The 20456-nt window shown below is 37.3% G+C and carries 17 protein-coding genes, 2 tRNA genes and 1 pseudogene; 12 read left to right on the top strand and 8 right to left on the bottom strand.

Annotated features, from left to right (window positions below):
* Window positions 1–85: 85 nt before the first annotated feature.
* The 3 genes and pseudogenes from K7G93_RS05920 to K7G93_RS05930 form a co-directional block, all read left to right on the top strand.
* A pseudogene (locus K7G93_RS05920) lies at window positions 86–1510 on the top strand (protein kinase domain-containing protein); the annotation flags it as partial.
* A 206-nt stretch (window positions 1511–1716) separates the two neighbouring features.
* Entirely contained in the window at window positions 1717–2736 is a 1020-nt protein-coding gene (locus tag K7G93_RS05925) for a virulence RhuM family protein (RefSeq protein WP_226690731.1), read from the top strand.
* Window positions 2737–2740: 4 nt separating this feature from the next.
* On the top strand, window positions 2741–3580 hold the full coding sequence (locus K7G93_RS05930; RefSeq protein WP_226690730.1) for a DUF72 domain-containing protein: 840 nt from the start codon (window positions 2741–2743) through the stop codon (window positions 3578–3580).
* Here K7G93_RS05930 and K7G93_RS05935 read toward each other — a convergent pair.
* The 5 genes from K7G93_RS05935 to rnhA all read right to left on the bottom strand — a co-directional run bounded on the left by K7G93_RS05935 (window position 3577) and on the right by rnhA (window position 8745).
* Window positions 3577–4332 (bottom strand): ABC transporter ATP-binding protein, encoded by a 756-nt coding sequence (locus K7G93_RS05935; protein ID WP_228400329.1) that lies wholly within the window; start codon window positions 4330–4332, stop codon window positions 3577–3579. The genes K7G93_RS05930 and K7G93_RS05935 overlap by 4 nt on opposite strands.
* Entirely contained in the window at window positions 4325–5302 is a 978-nt protein-coding gene (locus K7G93_RS05940; protein ID WP_226690728.1) for a FecCD family ABC transporter permease, read from the bottom strand. The genes K7G93_RS05935 and K7G93_RS05940 overlap by 8 nt, the downstream gene beginning before the upstream one ends.
* Entirely contained in the window at window positions 5299–6099 is an 801-nt protein-coding gene (locus tag K7G93_RS05945; RefSeq protein WP_226690727.1) for a substrate-binding domain-containing protein, read from the bottom strand. The genes K7G93_RS05940 and K7G93_RS05945 overlap by 4 nt, the downstream gene beginning before the upstream one ends.
* Window positions 6100–6131: 32 nt before the next feature.
* The gene (locus K7G93_RS05950) at window positions 6132–8072 is read right to left on the bottom strand and encodes a TonB-dependent receptor plug domain-containing protein (protein WP_226690726.1); all 1941 of its coding nucleotides are present in this window, start codon (window positions 8070–8072) and stop codon (window positions 6132–6134) included.
* Between the two features lie 208 nt (window positions 8073–8280).
* Window positions 8281–8745 carry a ribonuclease HI gene (gene rnhA, locus K7G93_RS05955; protein WP_223667271.1) on the bottom strand — a complete coding sequence of 155 codons (465 nt, stop codon included), beginning with the start codon at window positions 8743–8745 and terminating at the stop codon, window positions 8281–8283.
* 70 nt (window positions 8746–8815) lie between these two features.
* Between rnhA and dnaQ the strand changes: the two genes are divergently transcribed.
* From dnaQ to K7G93_RS05990, 7 genes are all read left to right on the top strand, one after another.
* Window positions 8816–9577: a DNA polymerase III subunit epsilon gene (dnaQ, locus tag K7G93_RS05960; protein ID WP_226690725.1), complete on the top strand. Its 762-nt coding sequence runs from the start codon at window positions 8816–8818 to the stop codon at window positions 9575–9577.
* Window positions 9578–9670: 93 nt separating this feature from the next.
* A tRNA-Asp gene (locus K7G93_RS05965) sits at window positions 9671–9747 on the top strand.
* A gap of 15 nt (window positions 9748–9762) precedes the next feature.
* Window positions 9763–9839, top strand: a tRNA-Asp gene (locus K7G93_RS05970).
* A 210-nt stretch (window positions 9840–10049) separates the two neighbouring features.
* Entirely contained in the window at window positions 10050–11111 is a 1062-nt protein-coding gene (gene yedE / locus K7G93_RS05975; protein ID WP_049216219.1) for a YedE family putative selenium transporter, read from the top strand.
* A gap of 208 nt (window positions 11112–11319) precedes the next feature.
* Window positions 11320–12852: a ribosome biogenesis GTPase Der gene (gene der / locus K7G93_RS05980; protein WP_226690724.1), complete on the top strand. Its 1533-nt coding sequence runs from the start codon at window positions 11320–11322 to the stop codon at window positions 12850–12852.
* Between the two features lie 69 nt (window positions 12853–12921).
* Complete coding sequence (locus tag K7G93_RS05985) at window positions 12922–13317, top strand: HI_0559 family membrane protein (protein ID WP_160531305.1); 396 nt, start codon at window positions 12922–12924, stop codon at window positions 13315–13317.
* Window positions 13318–13384: 67 nt separating this feature from the next.
* Window positions 13385–14476 (top strand): YdcF family protein, encoded by a 1092-nt coding sequence (locus K7G93_RS05990; RefSeq protein WP_226690723.1) that lies wholly within the window; start codon window positions 13385–13387, stop codon window positions 14474–14476.
* 77 nt (window positions 14477–14553) lie between these two features.
* Here K7G93_RS05990 and K7G93_RS05995 read toward each other — a convergent pair whose 3' ends face one another.
* Window positions 14554–15960 carry a multicopper oxidase domain-containing protein gene (locus tag K7G93_RS05995; protein ID WP_226690722.1) on the bottom strand — a complete coding sequence of 469 codons (1407 nt, stop codon included), beginning with the start codon at window positions 15958–15960 and terminating at the stop codon, window positions 14554–14556.
* A gap of 6 nt (window positions 15961–15966) precedes the next feature.
* On the bottom strand, window positions 15967–16689 hold the full coding sequence (locus K7G93_RS06000) for a 1-acylglycerol-3-phosphate O-acyltransferase (protein ID WP_049216224.1): 723 nt from the start codon (window positions 16687–16689) through the stop codon (window positions 15967–15969).
* Between the two features lie 109 nt (window positions 16690–16798).
* Here K7G93_RS06000 and lpxH point away from each other — a divergent pair, with 109 nt between their 5' ends.
* Together lpxH and K7G93_RS06010 are read left to right on the top strand one after the other, a co-directional pair.
* Window positions 16799–17518 carry a UDP-2,3-diacylglucosamine diphosphatase gene (lpxH, locus tag K7G93_RS06005; protein WP_191134494.1) on the top strand — a complete coding sequence of 240 codons (720 nt, stop codon included), beginning with the start codon at window positions 16799–16801 and terminating at the stop codon, window positions 17516–17518.
* Window positions 17519–17521: 3 nt separating this feature from the next.
* Window positions 17522–18028 carry a DUF2301 domain-containing membrane protein gene (locus K7G93_RS06010; protein WP_115323024.1) on the top strand — a complete coding sequence of 169 codons (507 nt, stop codon included), beginning with the start codon at window positions 17522–17524 and terminating at the stop codon, window positions 18026–18028.
* 73 nt (window positions 18029–18101) lie between these two features.
* Here the strand turns inward: K7G93_RS06010 and gshAB are convergent, their stop codons facing one another.
* Window positions 18102–20375, bottom strand: a complete 2274-nt coding sequence (gene gshAB, locus K7G93_RS06015) for a bifunctional glutamate--cysteine ligase GshA/glutathione synthetase GshB (protein ID WP_226690721.1) — start codon at window positions 20373–20375, stop codon at window positions 18102–18104.
* Between the last annotated feature and the right edge of the window lie 81 nt (window positions 20376–20456).

Here is a 20456-nt window from a genome sequence, read left to right on the forward strand (position 1 = left end):
ATGTTGGGAAATTCAAGTTCGATAGACAGTTAGGCGAAGGAGGTAACTCTTATGTCTACTTATTTAGAAAAGGACAAAAAAATTTGTTATAAAATTTTTAAAGTTTAATTCTGATAACAATAAAATAAAAAGGTTTAAAGATGAATATTTTGCGTTAGCTCAACTTTCTTTTCACAAAAGAATTATTGAACAATATCATTTAGATAAAGTCAATATTATAGATGAAAGCTATTATATTATAATATCAAAATATTATGATATGAATTTATCTTCCTTTAAAAAAAGGATTCTAGATCTTTTATCAGATGAAGAGCAATCAAGATTAAGAGAATTAATATTTTATCAACTTCTTGAAGGGTTAAAATATATTCATTCCAACAATGTTATTCATAGGGATATAAAGCCTGAAAATATATTTATTAATTATAATGAAAATGAGCGTAAAATTGATCTTGTTATTGGGGATTTTGGTATAGCTCATTTTAATGAGTCTTTTTATGCCAAAGAATCTCATACTAATTCTAATGAGAGGCTTGGTAATAGGGATTTTAGTGCTCCAGAGCAATCAACTAAGGGAGGAAAAGTTTCATATTTTTCTGATATCTTTTCATTTGGGCAAATAATGTTCTGGTTAAAATATGGTAGAACTTTTGCAGGAATTGACGAATTAAGTAGTACAGATATCCTTGATTCCATAATAAACATCTGCCTAAGAAGAAATCCTATAGATAGATTTAAGGATGTTGAAAGTATAGAAAATTATATAAAACACCACGAGGAGAAAAAATATTGTAGAGAAAAATTTTTATATGAATTTGATCGTGTTATAAGAAAAAACTCTCCCGAAATAGAAAAAGTTTCTTTGATGGAAAATAATATTAATATATGTAATTTAATTAATGATTTGAATGACATAAATAAAAATGACTTTCTATGGCATATGGATTTACATGAAGGGGATAATCTTTTAAGTTCAATTGAAAAAAGTCCATTTACAGAAAATATGTATATAATAAGAACTGGAAATGCAAGAGTTGAAATTAATATAAGAGATATAATTTTATTTAGAGATAGAGATAATCTATTCAATAATCTTGTTATTATAAGAACTAATGCATCTGATTTCTTTACTTACTACGATAAATTTAATATACAAAAAGAAAGAAATATTTATCCAGAACATTTGTTTGATCGAGCAAGTTTTATTGGAGGCAAATGTATTGATCCAAAAGAAACACAAAATGGATACTATGAGGATGCCTCAGGAATATCAACTAATCTAAGAGATATTGATGATTTTATCGAACTTGAAAGATGTATAAAACCATATTTATATATTATTGCTCCTAAAGAAACTTCCCTTAATGATTGGTCTAGGGATGGCAAATCGGAAGAATTTCTTTCTAAAATAATGAGTTCCGAGAATATTCTTGATAATGTAATAAATTTTATAAAGCATATTCAGCAGTCATCTTACTTTTATAAGAAATATCGAATGCAATTTATTTAATCTAGTTTTTTGATTAGCAAGCGGTCCGATTTCAATAAAATTTTGCAAATTTTACCAACATTCTGACCGCTTTCCTGTTATTCCGTCTTTTCTTCTCATCTAAAAAATTACGCATTTTGCGATCTCTGTCGAAAATTTCATATTTCTATTCGACAAAATCACAACAAGCGGTAAAATTTACACAGATTTTGCAAAGGTATTTAATGATGAGCAAACTTATCCGTAACAGCACTGCCGAATTTTTGATTTTCACTAATCAAACTGGCGATCAAAGTATTGAAGTTCATTATGAAAATGGCGAAATTTGGTTAACACAGAAACGTATTGCTGAACTGTTTGAATGCTCTAGTGATAATGTTTCTCTGCATTTAAAAAATATTTTTAAAGATGGTGAGTTAGACCCTTTTTCAGTTACCGAGATTTTCTCGGCAACTGCCACAGATGGCAAAAATTACAACACTAAACACTATAATTTAGATGCCGTAATTTCTGTTGGCTATCGGGTTAATTCCGTGCGAGCAACACAGTTTCGTCAGTGGGCGACACAGATTTTGCGTGAGTTTTCGATGAAAGGCTATGTGCTAGATCGGGAACGAATGGAAAACGGTTCGTTCTTGGGAGAAGATTATTTTGAGCGTTTGCTAGAAGAAATCCGTGAAATTCGCTTATCGGAACGCCGTTTTTATCAGAAGATTACTGATATTTATGCCACAGCGGTGGATTACAACAAAGATGCTCCCACAACCAAGCAGTTTTTTGCTACTGTGCAAAACAAACTGCATTACGCTATTCATCAACATACTGCAGCGGAATTGATTCGGGAACGAGCAGACAGCAATAAGCCGAATATGGGATTGAGCACTTGGGCGAAATCGCCTGATGGCAAAATCTTAAAATGCGATGTATCGGTAGCAAAGAACTACTTGAATAATGAAGAGTTAAAAGATTTGGGGGCTATCGTCAATGCGTTTTTAGACCTTGCAGAGCGACGTGCTAGACGACAAATTCCAATGGCAATGGAAGATTGGGCAAAGCGGTTGGATATTTTCTTAAATGCGGATGATTTACCGATTTTAGACAACAAAGGCAAAATCAGTTTTGATGAAGCAAAACTTTATGCCGAAACAGAGTTTGAAAAATACCGTGTTATTCAAGATCGCAAATTTGAAAGCGATTTTGACCGCTTGTTGAAAAGTCAAAAAGGCGCTTTAGAGTCTAATGAATAGTAAAATGCAAACACCCCACATCTACCTCGGCACAGGCGGTTATAGCGATACGGATCTAATCGGTTCTCTTTATCCATTTGGTACAGATAAATCTGATTTTTTGACGATTTACAGCCAGCATTATGATGCCATTGAAATCAATAGCACGTTTCACGCACCGATTGGGGCGAAGGCGTTGCAGGGTATGGTGGAAAAGGCAAAAGAGCGGTTGAGATTTTCGGTGAAATTGCATCAGGATTTTAGCCATAAACGCACCGCACTTAAACAACAAGCGGAAGCCTTTTTAAATGCGTTACGGCCGTTGATAGAACAAAATTGCTTAGCAAATTTGTTTATTCAGTTTCCCTCGAGTTTTGAACGCACTCAAGCCAATCGTTATTATCTTGCGGAGTTGGTGTCTTGGTTTGAAGGCTATCCCTTAGTCATTGAATTTCGCCATGCCAGTTGGCATATCCAATCTGTACTGGATTATTTTCAAGGTAAACAAAATTTGATTTGGTGTAATGTAGACTATCCACAGAATATCGGCTTGCCCGCTTTTCAATTTTACGCCAATCAACGCACCGCTTATTTACGCCTACATGGTCGTAATCCAAATTGGTGGAAAGCGCAATCAGCAGCAGAACGCCACGACTACCGTTATAATGAAAGCGAATTACAACATTTAGCCAAGTTACTTTACCAACGCAAAAATGAATTCGACCAGCTCTATCTCTATTTCCAAAACACCACCAAAAGCCATTCTTTCTACAATATTGAGAGCTTAAAAGGCTATTTAACCGAATATGGATTTTCAGTAAAAGCCAAACCTGAGTTTTTAATTGGGCAACAGAGTTTGTTTTAGCACTCAATTTTTAATTTATCTATGCCTAAAATTTCTTTTCTTTCCCTATCCACTTCTGCCCTAATCCCAAACCCTTTTGCAAGATTTTGCGGATTGAGCACCGCTTGTGTTTCGCCACTGGCGATGATTTCACCGTTTTTCAGTAAGAGCACTTCATCACAAAAACGATAAGCTAGAGATAAATGATGGATAACCACTACGCACGTTTGTTCAGGTGTGAGAGCTTTGAGCTGTTGCATAATGTCGATTTGATAATAAGGATCGAGAGCAGCAATAGGCTCGTCCGCCAGTAAAATGGGGCTGTTTTTGATACAACAACGAGCAAGCTGTACTCTTGTTTTTTCTCCACCTGAAAGCTGTTGGAAAGGTTTGTCGAGCAGATGTTCAACAGAAAAATTTTGTGAAATTGACCGCACTTTTTGCTGTTCATCACTTTTTTTCAGTGGGGACGATAAGCCAAGAGCAATGACATCATAGACAGATAAATCCCAATAAATGGTGGTGTTTTGAGCGAGATAGGCAATCTGCTGGCTTTTCTGCGAGGCGGACATTGCGCTTAATTTGCAAGAATTTAACCAAATTTGACCGCTTGTTTGCTTCGCTGATAAGGGCAAAATCCCTGCAATGGATTTTAATAGTGTAGATTTTCCTGCCCCATTTGCCCCCATAATGCCAACAAGTTTTCCTTGTGGAATGTGGCAATTCACATTCTTTAAACCATACGGCAAGCTCAGATTTTCAACTTTAATCATAAAGCCTCCGCTGTTGCGTGAGCAAAATCCAAATCAACACTGGTGCTCCAATAATGGCGGTGAGCGTGCCGATGTAGATATGCGAGAAAAATGGCAGATATAAAATGCCGAGATCGGCGATTAACAGTAATAACGCACCAATAAGGCTACTGGTGAGATAAAGCTGTGAAGGGCGTTTTTTAAGCAAGATACGAGCAAAGTGCGGTGCAATTAAGCCGATAAATCCGATAGTGCCCGTTTGGGGAATGGTTGCTCCCACCAACAAGGCTACGCCGAATGTGGTGATAAAAAAGCTACGTTTTAGGTTTATGCCCATTGTGCTAGCCGTTTCTTCGCCGAAGGTGAGTAAATCAACATAACGGCGTTGGCTGTAAATGCAAGCGATGCCGAGAACCACAATCGGTAAAGAAATCAATAAGGTATCTAATTTTGCCCAGATTAACGAGCCTTGTAGCCAGCGGTAAAGCTCTGCCAATGCCCAAGGGCTTTGGGCGTTGGAAAGTAGTAAGGCAATCGCTGAACCTAGTAACATATTGACCGCTACCCCACTTAAAATCATCATGGTTGTGCCGTAATTTCGGGCTATAAAATAAACGATGAGAAAGCTCAATAATGCCCCGAAAATGCCGCCAAATAACAATACTGTAAAGGGAGCAGAAAAGTAGTAGAGAATAAATACGCTCGCAGTGGTTGCACCGTTGGCACTGCCTAATAATCCGGGGCTTGCCAGTGGATTTTGGAAAATACCTTGCATCACATTGCCTGCGAGAGCAAGGCTTGCTCCTGTGAGTACGGCTAATAAAATGCGTGGTAGGCGAATATCCGACAACACTAGCGAACGCATATCAGTCAAAATACCTTCTGCGTTAGCCAGTGCGGTAAATTGACTAAGCTGATAGCCACAGGCAAACGAAATTAAGGCGAGCAATGTTAGCAATAAAATGAGGTTTAGGGTTTTAGGCTGTATCATTTTTTGTCGTTTATTTTATTCAGTTGCTGATAAATTTGTTCTGCTCCTAGCCATAGTCCATGATCAAAACAGTAGCTATATTTAAGTGGAATTGTGGCAAGCGGTCGATTTTGGAAGATTTTTTGCAAAATGGGATGATTAACCAGTTCTGCTTGTTCATTGTAACCTTGTTTATCTGTAAGACGGATAAGTACATTGGGCTGACTGAGTAATAATTTTTCCAAGGAAAAATTTTGTTGGGTTAAGCCTGTCTCAAGTGGTAATAGCCCGAGTAAATCAAGTAAAGTACGGTAGGGTTGAAACTGACTTTCTACAATGCCTGTATCGGACAACATCAAAGTTTGTGCAAGAGGTAACTTTAGGCGGAAATCTTGCAATTTCAGTTTTTCGACTAATTGTTCTGCTTTGCTTTGATTATCAGTGAGCTTGCCTAAGCGTAAAATCAGCGCAAACAGCTGTTCTGGCGTTTGTGGGTCCACGATATTTTCTACTTTTACGCCTAAAGATCGTAATTTTTCCACTAATTGCGGATAAAACTGTTCGTTAATCAACAAGGTTTTATCTAAATAAGGTAATAAATCGATTAATTTTGCTTCAATTTGCGGTTTATCAACATTGACTTTATCCAGCATCATCAGCGAGTTAGCTGAATAATTCGACATTGCAGCAATTTGTTCAGTACGAGCAAGTTCGATCAATAAGCGATCTGCACAAAGATTAAGCGATACAAACTGTGCTGCTTGTGCTGTGCTGATAGTCAATAAAAGTGCGGTAACTATTTTCAGAATTTTGAACATAACAAAAGGGCGTGTTCCCACGCCCGTTCAGGTTAGAATGATCCTTTTAAGCCAACATAAACATTGCGACCATCTTGCCCATAGCCAAGAATATTTTCATATTTTTTATCAAAAACGTTATTTACGTTTACATAAACCGTCACGTTTTTAGCAAACTGATAATTCGCACCTAAATTCACTAAAGTATAAGAAGGTAATTTAGTTGCTTGAGGATAAGTATCCAAACGTTTACCTACATAGGAAATATTAAAATCGCTACTGAGTGCTGGTGTCATTTGATAAGTGAAGCCAGCATTCGCTAAATGTTTCGGACGACGAGGCAATTCAACATTTTGGCTGTCTTTTGTTTGGGTGAATGTGTAATTTGCATAAGCTGTCAAAAGCTCCATTAACTTGCCGCTATACACGACCTCTACCCCTTTTACTTTAGTTGTACCATCAAGATTAATTGATGAAGTATAAGTACGGTTATTAGCGATAAAATCTTTCACATTACGCGCAAAATAAGTGATATCTAAACTCTGGCGTTTATCATGACTTTCCATTAATAAGCCAACATCTCCACCCAAACTTTTAGCAGGCTTTAAATTAGGATTACCGCGATAATTACCAAAATAACCATAATAATCAATTAGAGTGGGATTTTGAATAGCACTTCCGAAACTAGCATGGGCACGGAAATTTGGCGATAGGCGGTACGCACCTGTAATGCGCCCAGTAGAGGCATTTTGATAAGGCGTATTATCTGTAAAACGTCCACTTAAGGCTAAGCTATGATCAGTTTCCGTTAACAAACGATATTCAGCTGCAATACTTTTCTCGATTAATGTTTTCTTACCATTCGTGTAATGACTCGAATCATAACTTGAATGTTGATACTCAGCTAAAACGCTGACCGCTTGTGTTACCGTACCTTCACGATCAAAATTGACATCTAATTGATAACTCGCTGCCATTTTTTTCGCATCGTAAGCACTTTTACTTGGCACCGTACCTATTTTGGCATAGGTAGTAGGATCATAAAGATTTTCTGTTGTAAAGGTGTCGCTATCCGTTTTCAGGTTACTCAAGATGACTTTTTGCTTAAATAATTCTTGCTCATTTCCAATATAACCACTCAACTTAAATAAAGTTTCACGTGTGCGAGTCTGATCATCGTAAAATGTTTCTGAACGATCATAAGTTTCATCAAAGTGCACCGTTTGTGAAGAATGGGATGCTAAAAACTCAATACCTTTATGATTATCATCATAACCAATACGAAAGGCACCATTATCACGTTGGAATTTATCTTTTTCTACTGCACCACCTGTTGAAAACGCATTACCCGTTTTTGAAGTATAAGAGAATTTGTTCGTACTTAATGAAGAAATCCCTTTAGTATAATGGCTAGCACCATGTAGTGCGTAATACAATCCTTGTTTGTAACCAGAAAGTGTCGCTGAAGCATCAAATGTCCCATGGGACCCCATACCGAGATCAACATCAAGATGGAAAGGTTTTTCTTGATAAAGCCCGCTCTTTGTTGTGATATAAATGACACCGCCCATTGCATCACTGCCCCAAAGAGCCGATTGTTCACCGCGTAAAATTTCAATACGTTCAATATTACTCAAGCTTAAGCCACCGAAATCAAAGCCTAAATTAGAAGCAGGCTTCATTTTTACGCCATCAATAATTACTGCTGTTTGATTTGAATTTGCTCCACGTAGAAACAGGCTGGTCAATGTACCACGTCCACCACTCATCCCTAATGCAACACTAGGGACCGTTTTTAATACATCACTCACATAAGTTGCATTACGCGCTGAAAATTCTTTCTCCGTTAAAACTGTCACAGACGAAGCTGTTTTATCTTGGCTGACTGGTATAGCATAAGCAGAATAAACATTGATCAGTTGAAGCTCAGTTTGAGCAAAAACGAAACTCGGTAAAGCAAATAAAAGAGAGGCTGTGATAAGATTTTTTTTCATTTTTTCCTTGCATTTTTTAACATCATTGAAAGTAGGTATTTTATACGATAAAAGATTAATGTATATCAATTCTACTCATATACATTAATTTAGACACAACACTAATTACTTACATTTATTAATGCATAAAAAATTTAGATATGTTTAAGCTCATAGCGACAAACTATCTCGCTTAAATAACAAAAGTACAGTCGATTTCTATAACGTTTTACTCTGGCTGATAACCTGTATCTGTTAAAGTTGGATTTTCCGCACCAGCTTTGGCTAACTGATCGCAAATTTCATTTTCAATGTGCCCAGAGTGCCCTTTAACCCATTGCCAATTGATCGTATGAGGCTGGATAGCTTGATCTAATTTTATCCACAAATCTTGGTTTTTTACTGGTTTACCCGTACTTGCCCGCCAATTATTTTTCTTCCAGTTAAAAATCCATTTTGTGATCCCATTTTTCATATACTGACTATCACTGTGTAAAGTCACTATACAAGGTTCTTTTAAGCTGTTTAACGCCTCAATCACAGCCAATAATTCCATCCGATTATTAGTTGTTAAAAAATAGCCTTTTGAAATCTGTTTTTCATGTTGTTTATAACGCAATAATATCCCAATCCCACCTGCGCCAGGATTGCCTAAACAAGAACCATCTGTAAAAATTTCAATTTGTTTTTGCATAATCTTTGTTACAATTCGGAATTAAACCAGAATCATAACTGAAATTAAGCCAAATATATAGATAAGAAAAATGAGTGTATCAATCAATCCAACTCGCCAAATTGTACTGGATACCGAAACTACAGGTATGAACCAGTTTGGTGCACATTACGAAGGTCATTGCATCATCGAAATAGGGGCCGTCGAAATGATTAACCGACGTCTCACAGGTAATAACTTTCACTTATATATCAAGCCAGATCGCCCTGTGGATCCAGAAGCCGTCAAAGTCCATGGGATTACAGATGAAATGTTAGCAGACAAGCCAAGTTTCAATGAAATTGCGCAACAATTCATTGATTACATTCAAGGAGCAGAATTACTGATACATAATGCTCCCTTCGATGTGGGCTTCATGGATTATGAATTTAAAAAGCTCAATTTAAATATCAACACTGACAATATTTGTTTAGTCACAGATACCTTACAAATGGCACGCCAAATGTACCCAGGTAAACGCAATAGCTTAGATGCTCTTTGTGATCGACTCGGTATTGATAACAGTAAACGAACGTTACACGGCGCATTACTGGATGCGGAGATTCTAGCCGATGTTTACTTAACAATGACGGGTGGGCAAACCAGTTTATTTGATGAAAACGAGCCTGAAGTGATTATCGCAGCCAAGCAAGAACAGATACAAAGTGCGGTCAACTTTGCACAAAATTTAACATGCTTACAGCCAAATGAAGACGAATTACAAGCACACCTTGATTACATTCAATTATTACATAAAAAAAGTAAAGGAAATTGCTTATGGAAAAAGCGACTCGAAGAACAAAATAACCATTAACAAGATCGTTCATTGATTAATCAAGTAACGATAAATATGCAAAAAAAAGTTGACGAAGCACCTGTTCGTCATTAATATACCTCTCACCTGTGCGGAGTGGTAGTTCAGCTGGTTAGAATACCTGCCTGTCACGCAGGGGGTCGCGGGTTCGAGTCCCGTCCATTCCGCCAATTTTATTCTACTACGGAGCGGTAGTTCAGCTGGTTAGAATACCTGCCTGTCACGCAGGGGGTCGCGGGTTCGAGTCCCGTCCGTTCCGCCAATGAATTCTTAAAGAGAGCCACTTTTTAAAGTGGCTTTTTGTTCTTCAAAATCAATATTTTCCCTTTATCTGACCATTCTTTGTTCGTGTGAAAAATAATTACAAATTCACTTTGCATATTGTGTCCGCATTTCATACAATCTATTCGTTTTTAATTAATTAAAAACATTCACAATTTAATTCAACTTCAGATATCACAAAGGTCTAATTATGAAAATTATTTCTTGGCCTGTGGTTGCAGGTGCTGCACTTGGTATCGTTGCTCCACTTCTAACCTATAATGGCAATCCTGGTAATATGGGCTTTTGCGCAGCTTGTTTCTTACGTGACACTGCTGGTGCTGTTGGCCTACATCAAGCTACTCCACTACAATATATTCGCCCAGAAATCATTGGGTTGATTTTAGGCGCTTTAATCAGCGCATTATTTAGCAAAGAGTTTCGTCCTCGTGGTGGCTCAAGCCCTTTCATTCGCATGATTCTAGGCTTTTTTTCTATGCTTGGTGCATTAACCTTTTTAGGTTGCCCCTGGCGTGCATATCTCCGCTTAGGTGGTGGTGATTTAACAAGCATTGCTGGTATTGCTGGTTTATTCGTTGGTGTATTAGGTGGAATCTTTTTTGCAAAGCGTGATTTTTCTTTAGGAAAAGCAATTGAACAAAATAAATACACGAGCTTTATAGCAATCGCAGTGAGCATAATTTTGCTCGTTTTCTTGATTACTCGATTTAGTTTCGGGGAAGGTTTACCAATTTTCTTCTCAGAAAAAGGCCCTGGTTCACAACATGCAAATATTTGGTTATCACTTGCTGCGGGGGGGCTTATTGGTGTATTAATGCAACGTTCTCGCTTCTGCTCTATCGGCGCGTTCCGTAACTTTATTTTGTTCCGAGATAACTCATTATTAAATGGCGTCATTGCAATTGTTCTGTTTTCGATGATCACCAATGCATTATTAGGTCAATTCAATTTAGGTTTTGAAAAACAACCTATCGCACATAACCAATACTTATGGAATTTCTTGGGAATGTCATTATGTGGATTATGCTTCTCTTTAGGTGGTGGCTGCCCAGGTAAACAATTAGTTCACGTTGGGGAAGGGAATAATGACGCGACATTCTTTATCATCGGAATGTTGCTTGGTGCAGCTACAGCACACAATCTCACTCTAGCAGCATCTGGCGCGGGCATTTCAAATTACACGCCTTATGCACTGCTTGCTGGATTTATTTTCTGTATTTATATTGGTTTTACACGTAAATCAACCATTTAAATACATTCCTTTCAAGATAAAAGTGCGGTTAAAAAATCGCACTTTTTATTATTTGATCGCTTTATTTTCAAGTATTCTAAAATTATTTCCCTATAATCCCATCTGCCCCTACTTGTCCATTTCTCATCTTTCACAGAATCCGCTATAATAGTTTGATTTTTAACTGTGCTATAAATTCATAGGCAGAAATTCTGAATAAGAGGTTTTTATGACAACGCCTGTAGTTGCTCTTGTTGGTCGCCCTAATGTCGGGAAATCAACATTATTTAATCGTTTAACACGTACCCGTGATGCGTTGGTAGCGGATTTCCCAGGCTTAACTCGTGATCGTAAATATGGTCAGGCAAATATTGCTGGTTATGATTTTATTGTTATTGATACTGGCGGTATTGATGGTACAGAAGAAGGTGTGGAAGAAAAAATGGCGGAGCAATCGTTGCTTGCCATTGAAGAAGCCGATGTCGTCTTATTTTTAGTGGATGCACGAGCAGGTTTAACTTCAGCGGATATTGGTATCGCCAACTACTTACGCCAACGCCAACATAAAATCACGGTTGTCGTCGCGAATAAAACCGATGGTATTGATGCGGATTCCCATTGTGCTGAATTTTATCAATTGGGTTTAGGTGAAGTAGAACAAATTGCAGCTTCGCAAGGACGCGGTGTTTCTGCTTTGATGGAACAAGTGCTTGCCCCCATTGCAGAAAGAATGAATACAGAATTGGACGAGCAAAGTGCGGTAGAAAATTCAGAAGTTTCTCAAGATGATGAACAAGACGAATGGGATCAAGATTTTGACTTTTCTAACGAAGAAGATACCGCACTTTTAGATGATGCCCTTGCAGAAGAAGTCGAAGCACAAGATAAAAATATTAAGATTGCTATCGTTGGTCGCCCAAATGTAGGTAAATCTACTCTAACCAATCGTATTTTAGGCGAAGATCGCGTTGTCGTTTATGATTTGCCTGGCACAACCAGAGATAGTATTTATATTCCGATGGAACGTGATGGGCAACAATATACGATTATTGATACGGCAGGCGTACGTAAGCGTGGTAAAGTGCATTTAGCAGTAGAAAAATTCTCAGTCATCAAAACCTTACAAGCTATCCAAGATGCCAATGTCGTATTATTAACAATTGATGCACGCGAAGGTGTCTCAGATCAAGATCTTTCGTTACTGGGCTTTATTCTAAATGCGGGTCGTTCGTTAGTTATTGTGGTCAATAAATGGGATGGCTTAAATCAAGATATTAAAGATCAAGTGAAATCTGAACTTGATCGTCGTTTAGACTTTATTGATTTTGCGCGTGTTCATTTTATCTCAGCACTACATGGTAGTGGGGTTGGTAATTTATTCGATTCAATCCAAGAAGCCTATGCTTGCGCAACACAAAAAATGACTACTTCAATGTTGACCCGTATTTTGCAAATGGCAACGGACGAACATCAACCACCAATGATGAGCGGTCGTCGCATTAAGTTGAAATACGCACACCCAGGTGGCTATAACCCACCAATTATTGTGGTGCACGGTAACCAAATGGATAAATTACCTGATTCTTATAAACGTTATCTATCAAATTATTATCGCCGCAGTTTGAAAATTATTGGTTCGCCAATTCGTTTATTATTCCAAGAAGGTAATAACCCATTTGCAGGTAAACGTAATAAGCTCACGCCAAATCAATTACGTAAACGTAAGCGTTTAATGAAATTTATTAAGAAATCAAAACGCTAATAAAGAACCTCGTAGTGCGTGTTGACATTGTTAGTGCGCACTACTTCCGTTACACAAGGGACAAAACTTATGGCAAATAAAAAAACACTTCTCATTTTTCCTCTTTTGACGCAGTGTCTTTTTTCATTATTTTTGCCATTCTTTAATGCATTTGATGCAACCAATTTAGGTTATGTCTTCCTTCTCACAACAATACCTGCTTTTTTATTTTCTCTTGTTTGTATCCGTTATCAATACCACCAACGTAACCTTGTTCAAATTGCCTTTTTTTCTGGTGTCATTAGTTTCTTTTATACTTTAATAACACTTTCTTTTTTGATTGCCTATGATCCGTTACAAGAAACGCAAGTCTTTTCGTTATGGGAACAAAGTTTAGCAATATTGTTCTACGCAGCAATGTTTGCTTTACCAAGTATGATGTATGCCATGGTTGTGCTACGTTTATTTTTAAAGAAAGCCCCTTAAGCACATGACAAAATCTATTTTTGTTTAACATGATCTTTTATGTCTTTAACTCAATTAGGAGAACGTTATGAAAAAATCACTTAAGCTTTTCTTGGTTACAACACTCTCTGCTGTAATCGCCAATTCTGCGATCAGTGCAACTGAAGTACAAACGTTACAACCTCAGTTAGACTATCAGCAACTTCTTACTCAACGCCAAGTTGTCGATGAGCTCTTGGAACAAGCGGTAAAAATCCAAAACTCTCCTGCTCGAGTGTCTAACGCAGGTTTTACCGCAAAATTACCAAGTAATATGGAGCGTATTGCGGATTTATTATTACAAGCTTATGAATTAGAGCCTTATCGAGTAGATTTCTTATTTGGTGCGGCTAATTCAAATATTTACAATGGTAATGTTGACAAGGCCATTGAATTATATGAGAAAGTTTTAACAGTTGCGCCAGAAGATGTTAAAGCACATATTTATTTAACTGCTTGGAATCGCTTTAAAGGAAATCAAGAGAAATACACAAGTTATGCAAATAAACTTAAACAACTAGCACCTGAAAAATATGCGTTATTAGAAAAAGTATTTAAAACCATTGATAAAGTTGCTTCTGCACCAATCACCGATCATTTAAAAGAGAAACTACCTGACAACTCTGCAATTATTACTTTAGGTTATGCACTCGAATTAGATGGTAGTATGAATAAAATTCTAGTTGAGCGCCTTGAAAAAACACTAGAAATTGCCAATCAAAATCCTCATGCGTTAATTATTGTGACTGGTGGAGTGCCAAAAAATAACCAAACAGAAGGTAAATTAATGAAGCAATGGCTGATTGAGAAAGGAGTTAATGCAAACCGAATTTATGCCGATGACTATGCGAGATCAACGGTCGAAAACGCCTTATTCTCTCGCTATGCTTTGGCCAAACACAACATTAAACAAGCGGTGTTAATCAGTTCAGGTAGCCATGTGCGTCGTGGGCAAGCACTATTTGAAATTGCCTTGTGGGAATCTGGCCCTCAACAGCTCACAATGACAACTGTTGCTTCATTAGATAAACCATTAGAAGAACTACAAAACATCTCAACTAAAGATTTGCTTGGGATTTATCGCGATAGTTTAAAAGTGATGGGACTGCCTATGTTTAACAGTGGACCTTTACAAGACTAAGCTGAACTAACTTAAACTTAGTTAAAATGAAAAAACCGTTTTAAACTGACTTAAAACGGTTTTCTTTTTTATCAAATCTATTGTACGACTAATAAGCGTATACAACCTTTATCTGCTAACATTAAGTTGGAAGAGCCAAAAATAAATGGATGATTATTTGAAGACACATTATCGAATTTAACTAAGAGTTGTACTTTACCTGCAATCCAAATACTGTCTTTCCATGCGATTTCATTTAACTCCAATGGCTTATCATCAAGTTTTTCTAATACAAACTTAGCCCCTTGAATACGAAACCCCATTGGTTGAGTTGCGGTTAAAATCCAACGTTCTGTGCTGCCTAATTTAGCAGTAGTGACACGCCTTGGATCAAAGTGTTTATCATTTATTGTGCCAGTAGTCACATCGAAGTGAAAATGACGTTCTTGAACAATTTGAGCAGATAAATGTGTCACAGCATCAGTATTAAACTGAGTGACAGTTTGCTGAGAAAATACAGAAGCCAGTCCTTCAGGGCGTAATTCTAATACCGTATTTTCAATTAATTCATCATCACTGGCAAAAAGTGCGGTAAATTTATGCATAAAATGCCGTTTTTCACCCGCAATGAGACTCACATTATCGCCCTCATTTAAATCAATTAAAATCTCAATACGTTCACTTGGTGCCAACAAAATGGATTTGAGTTGTTTAGCTTGTGGTAAGAAACCTTGGTCTTGTGCAATTAAATGCAGATCACGCTCATCATCACAGCGTAATTCGTAGCTACGTGAAAGCGAAGCATTCACTAAACGCAAACGAACCCAACCTCGAGGCACAGTTAAATAAGGTGCTTCTTGTCCATTTACAAATAAGCGATTACCTAAAAAGCTATGATCATTTTGTTGAAATAACTGTAATCCATTACTATTCAATCGCATATCTTGCAAAATCAGAGGGATATCATTTACGCCGTATTTTTGCGGTAACGGAGACTGACGACTTTCGTTATCTTCAATGATCCACATCCCAACTAACCCACGATAAGTTTGGTAAGCTGAATTCGCTAAAGTGACTGAATGATACCAACATGTTGCCGCAGATTGAGTGACAGGAATTATCGGTGACCATGTTTCTTTAGGCTGTAAAACACGTCCAACTCCACCAAGTAACTCACCTGACGCTTGTATACCTTGAATATTGAGTGCAACTGCTTGTGACAAATTGTTACGGTAATTGACTTTCGCAAAATCACCCTGACGAATTTTAACTGTCGGTCCTAAGTATTGACCATTAAATCCCCAAACCTCAACATTTTTACCAGACTCTAAGGCATGGTCAACAGCTTGCATTGTCAAAAAAATCGGTCGTCCACGCCGAGTTTCCATTAAAGGGGGGATAAATAAAGGTTGGCGAGTCGCTGCCCAAAGCGAGAGCGGCAAAGTAGAAAGTGCGGTCGCAATAAAACTTTTTTTGAAAAACTGACGGCGAGAAAGTGCTGGCATAATAAATTAGCTCTGTTGGGCAATTTCTGCATCAAGCTCAGCAATGCGTTTTGCCATTAACTCATGACAGTATGCGGCTAACTCACGCACATTATCTTTATCATAACCAGAAATATCAATGGGTGCTAACATTTCACAAATCACTTTACCATTGTCCCAACGGTTTAAGTCGATTTTATTATGTGTCGTTGAACAGACAACTGGCACAATAGGTACTCCCGCAGCGATAGCCGCATGGAATGCACCGGTTTTAAACGGTAACAAGCCACGCCCACGACTACGTGTTCCTTCAGGAAACATCCACACAGATAAATTATCATCATTAATGCGGCGAGCCACTTCATTCATGGTACCATGTGCTTTCGTTCGATTTTCACGTTCAATTAAAATATTGCCCGTTACCCAGTACAATAAACCAAAAAAAGGAACCCAGATTAAACTTTTTTTACCTACGCTGACTGTACGTGGCATCACCATATACGAAATTGTCACCATATCATAATTATTTTGGTGGTTACCAATATAAATACAACGTCCGATTTTTTCTGCATTGTCTGGAAAGCGATGTTCAACTTTTAAGCCGAATAATGGGTGAAGACGCCCAAACCAGCGAGCCATAATACCGACATTACTTGGATTTTTAAAACGGATGAAAGAATAAATTGAACCGAAGATACAAATTAAAATACAACAAAAAATGACAACAGTGGCACGAAGTAATTTTAACATAAGTCTATTCCTTTAAAAATTTGGCTAAGTATAGCGAAATTGCTGGAATATGTGTACAAATCAACATAAAAAATGTGTTACTCTACACAAAAAATCGTGTAGAAAACTAATGAGAAAAACCTATTTTATTGCAGATTTACATCTGAGCGAAAACAGACCGCACTTAACTAAACTTTTTTGTGATTTTATGCAGAATCAAGCACCATATGCAGAATCTCTTTATATTTTAGGCGATTTATTTGATTTTTGGATTGGTGATGATGAAAGTTCACCTCTGATCAACAAGGTCAAAGTGCAGATTAAATGCTTAACTCAACAAGGTGTGAAATGTTATTTTCAACATGGCAATCGTGATTTTTTAATTGGTCAACGGTTTGCCCAAGATTGTGGTCTAACGCTTTTACCCACTTACCAACTTATTGATTTATATGGTCAAAAAATCTTACTTTGCCATGGCGATACGCTTTGTATTGATGATATAGCCTATCAACGTTACCGTAAAAAAGTACATCAAAAATGGCTGCAAACGTTATTTTTATGCTTACCATTAACCCTACGCTTAAAAATTGCGGAAAAAATCCGTGCGAAAAGTCAGATGGATAAACGCTATAAAGCAACTGAAATTATGGATGTGAATGCTGATTTTGTCTTAAAGACATTTCAACAATTCAATGTGAACACGATCATTCATGGGCATACACATCGACAAAATATTCACCAAATCCCACCGCACTTTACGCGTATTGTCTTAGGTGACTGGGGAGAAACAGCGTCCATTTTATCTGTAAATGAACAAGGACAAATTCAATTTTTAACAGGAAAGGAATAAAACATGGCAGATCCACACATTCAATCCCCTATGGATATTTGGGATTACATCACAGTTATTTTATATCGCTCAGGCTTCGTTTTAGCAGGTATCATGACACTTATATACCCTTACCATCCACAAGTCGCACATATTGGGCTTTTAATAGCAGCAGTTTGTTGTGCCTCAAGTTTGCATATTTATCTGAAATCTTTTAGGCTAATTTTGCAGATGGCAACTTGGGTCGCGCTGTTATGTCAGCTAATCGGATTTGAACATATCGCCTTAGGTGGTGCACTGCTTACATTGGGCGGATTATGTTACAAAGAATACTTTTGCTTTCGTATTCTGTTTCTGAATATTCAGCCATTTTTTGTTGCATTATTTTGGTGTATTATCCCACTTAATAATAACTTCGCCATACAAGTGATGTCGGTGATTATTGCTATCCTATTTTTGATTTTAGCCATCAGAAAATGGCAAATGCCTTTATACTTTGATATCGGTGATAAAACAAAATATCAGATTTAACTGATCTCTCTTCAGTTAAAAAATACCAATTAAAAAGCAGACAATATTGTCTGCTTTTTAGTGATGATATTTCTTATTGAAGCTCTGGAAATAACATTTTAATCACTTGTTGGGTTAAACGACGAGATTTACCTGCATAAGGGAAAATGTGCATCATCATCATTGGATTAAAGTTTGCTTCAATCACCCCCCAAGAAGATAAGTTCTGTTGTGCTGGTTGATTTAAATCAGGAATAATTAAATCTACACCACATACTGCTGCGCCCATTGCTTGTGTAATCCCAACTGCAATCTGTTTATAACTGTCATGCATCTGATCAGTCATATCAATAGAATCGCCTCCTGTACTGATATTTGAATTAGCACGTAGTTGTACTCGTTGCCCCTCCATAGGGATTGCATCGATTGTTAAACCTTGCTCTTTTAGCTGCAATTGCTCAATTTCGCCTAGTGCAATTTTCTTCAATGGTGTTCGACTGCCATCTCCACGTAATGGATGCTCATTTTTCATTGCGACTAATTCAGCTACGGTATGTTCGCCATCACCAATCACATTCGCAGGCACACGCAATAATACGGCTAATGTTTCATTACCTAACACAAAGAAACGATATTCTGTGCCAACCAAATAGTCTTCGACCATAATTTCTTTATCTTCACGGAAGGCAATTTCGACTGCTTTGGTAAAATCCTCTCGGTTTTGTACCCCTTGCTGGAAAATGGTAATGCCTAGCCCATAATTTGTCGACTTAGGTTTAATCACGACTGCTCGATGCTCAAATAATGCATAGTTCGCAACTGCCTGTTCAACAGATGTAAACTCTCGACTTTGTGGCACATTAAAACCTGCTTTCTGTAGCACTTTTTTTGTCACCACTTTGTTTTCCATAATCAAAGGTGAAATATAACTGTCATGTGAAGTCATGTTGCCATTTTTCACATATTCAATATGTTCACCATGTTTTAAACATAAAAACTGATCATGTTCGTCTAAAATTTCAGTTTGAATACCTTTTTGAATTAAATCAAATAGTAAGGCTTGAGTTGACAATTCCATATTATCAAAAGCAGATAACGCATAAAAACGTTCAAAGGCTTGTGCTTTATATTGTTGTGCGAGTTGTGCACCTAATTGCTGATATCCCCCTGCTTGTTCAATCGCATAGAACAAACGTCCACCAATCGTTTGTGTAGGATCTGCAAACTGACTCAGTTTTTCTTTCACAATGGAATTCAACTCGCTTGGTGCACCAATTTGCTCAAGCATAGCAAGCATTTCTAATAAAAGTAACTCACCTTCCTCAGCATAAGCTGTTTTATCTAATGGATGTTCAAAGGCAACTTCTGCCAAACGTGCTTTCCCTAGTTCGACCGCCTCTTGATCTGCAGTATCCTCCAACCAAATCATTAATAAAGCAAATAAGTGAATAAATTTTGCATCAGCCAAACTAATACCATAAGCTTCAAATGGATTCAGATCAAACAAGCGAAATTCAAGATATTGAATGCCATTTTGCAATAATTCTCTCGCTTTTTTGGCACCACGCAAACGGACATTTGAATAAAACTCTTTCTCTGCAATAAGTTTACCATTTGCGACCCAATGCTCTAATGTATCAACATATTGTTGGACACTATCAAAAGATACTTTAATCTCAGGATCATTCACATAACCATAACGACTTGAGCGTAAACTACGCACATATTCACCTGCTTTTAAGGGCGATACACCGCTAAAATAATTCTCCTCGACAGTGGGTGTCGCAGCGAATAGATATAATAAAACCCATTGATAACGTAAAAAGTTTTTCGCCATTTTCAGATACAAATCATTCTGAAAATCGACCGCACTTTGATAAGTATTCTGTAAAGAAAATAACGTTGAAATCAACTCAGGTGAAAGCTGGAAATTGTAATGAATACCGCTGACCATTTGTTTATTTTTGCCATATACTTTGACTAAATATTCGCGATAGGCAACATCTTCAGGGTTATCCAATTGTGCAACTTGAATGTGCTGTTCTGCTGGTAGCCCAGCAGGCATACTGAGTGGGAAAATATATTCATCATCAGGTAATGAACGTTGCACAACTTCATGGATAGCAGACAACCAACGATACGTATCTCCCAATTTTTTATTTGGTGGGGTAATTAGCTCTAGCTGACTTTCAGCAAAATCTGTCTGGATATACGGATGATAAGAGCGATTACCAAACAAACTTGGATGTGCAGTTGTTACGATAGAACCATCAGCATACACACGCTGACTCTCTTTTTCTAAACCAAATGAGCCTTGTTGGAATAACAACCCCAATTGATTTTGTTTAATCATTTGCTGAATTTTCATTTGCTTTCTCTATATTAAAAGAACGACGTGTTCTAGATGAATAAAATTAAACAATAAAATGCAAACTACGAAGGCAATTTA

Source organism: Pasteurella canis, from assembly GCF_020810675.1.
Classification (GTDB): Bacteria; Pseudomonadota; Gammaproteobacteria; order Enterobacterales; family Pasteurellaceae; genus Pasteurella; species Pasteurella canis.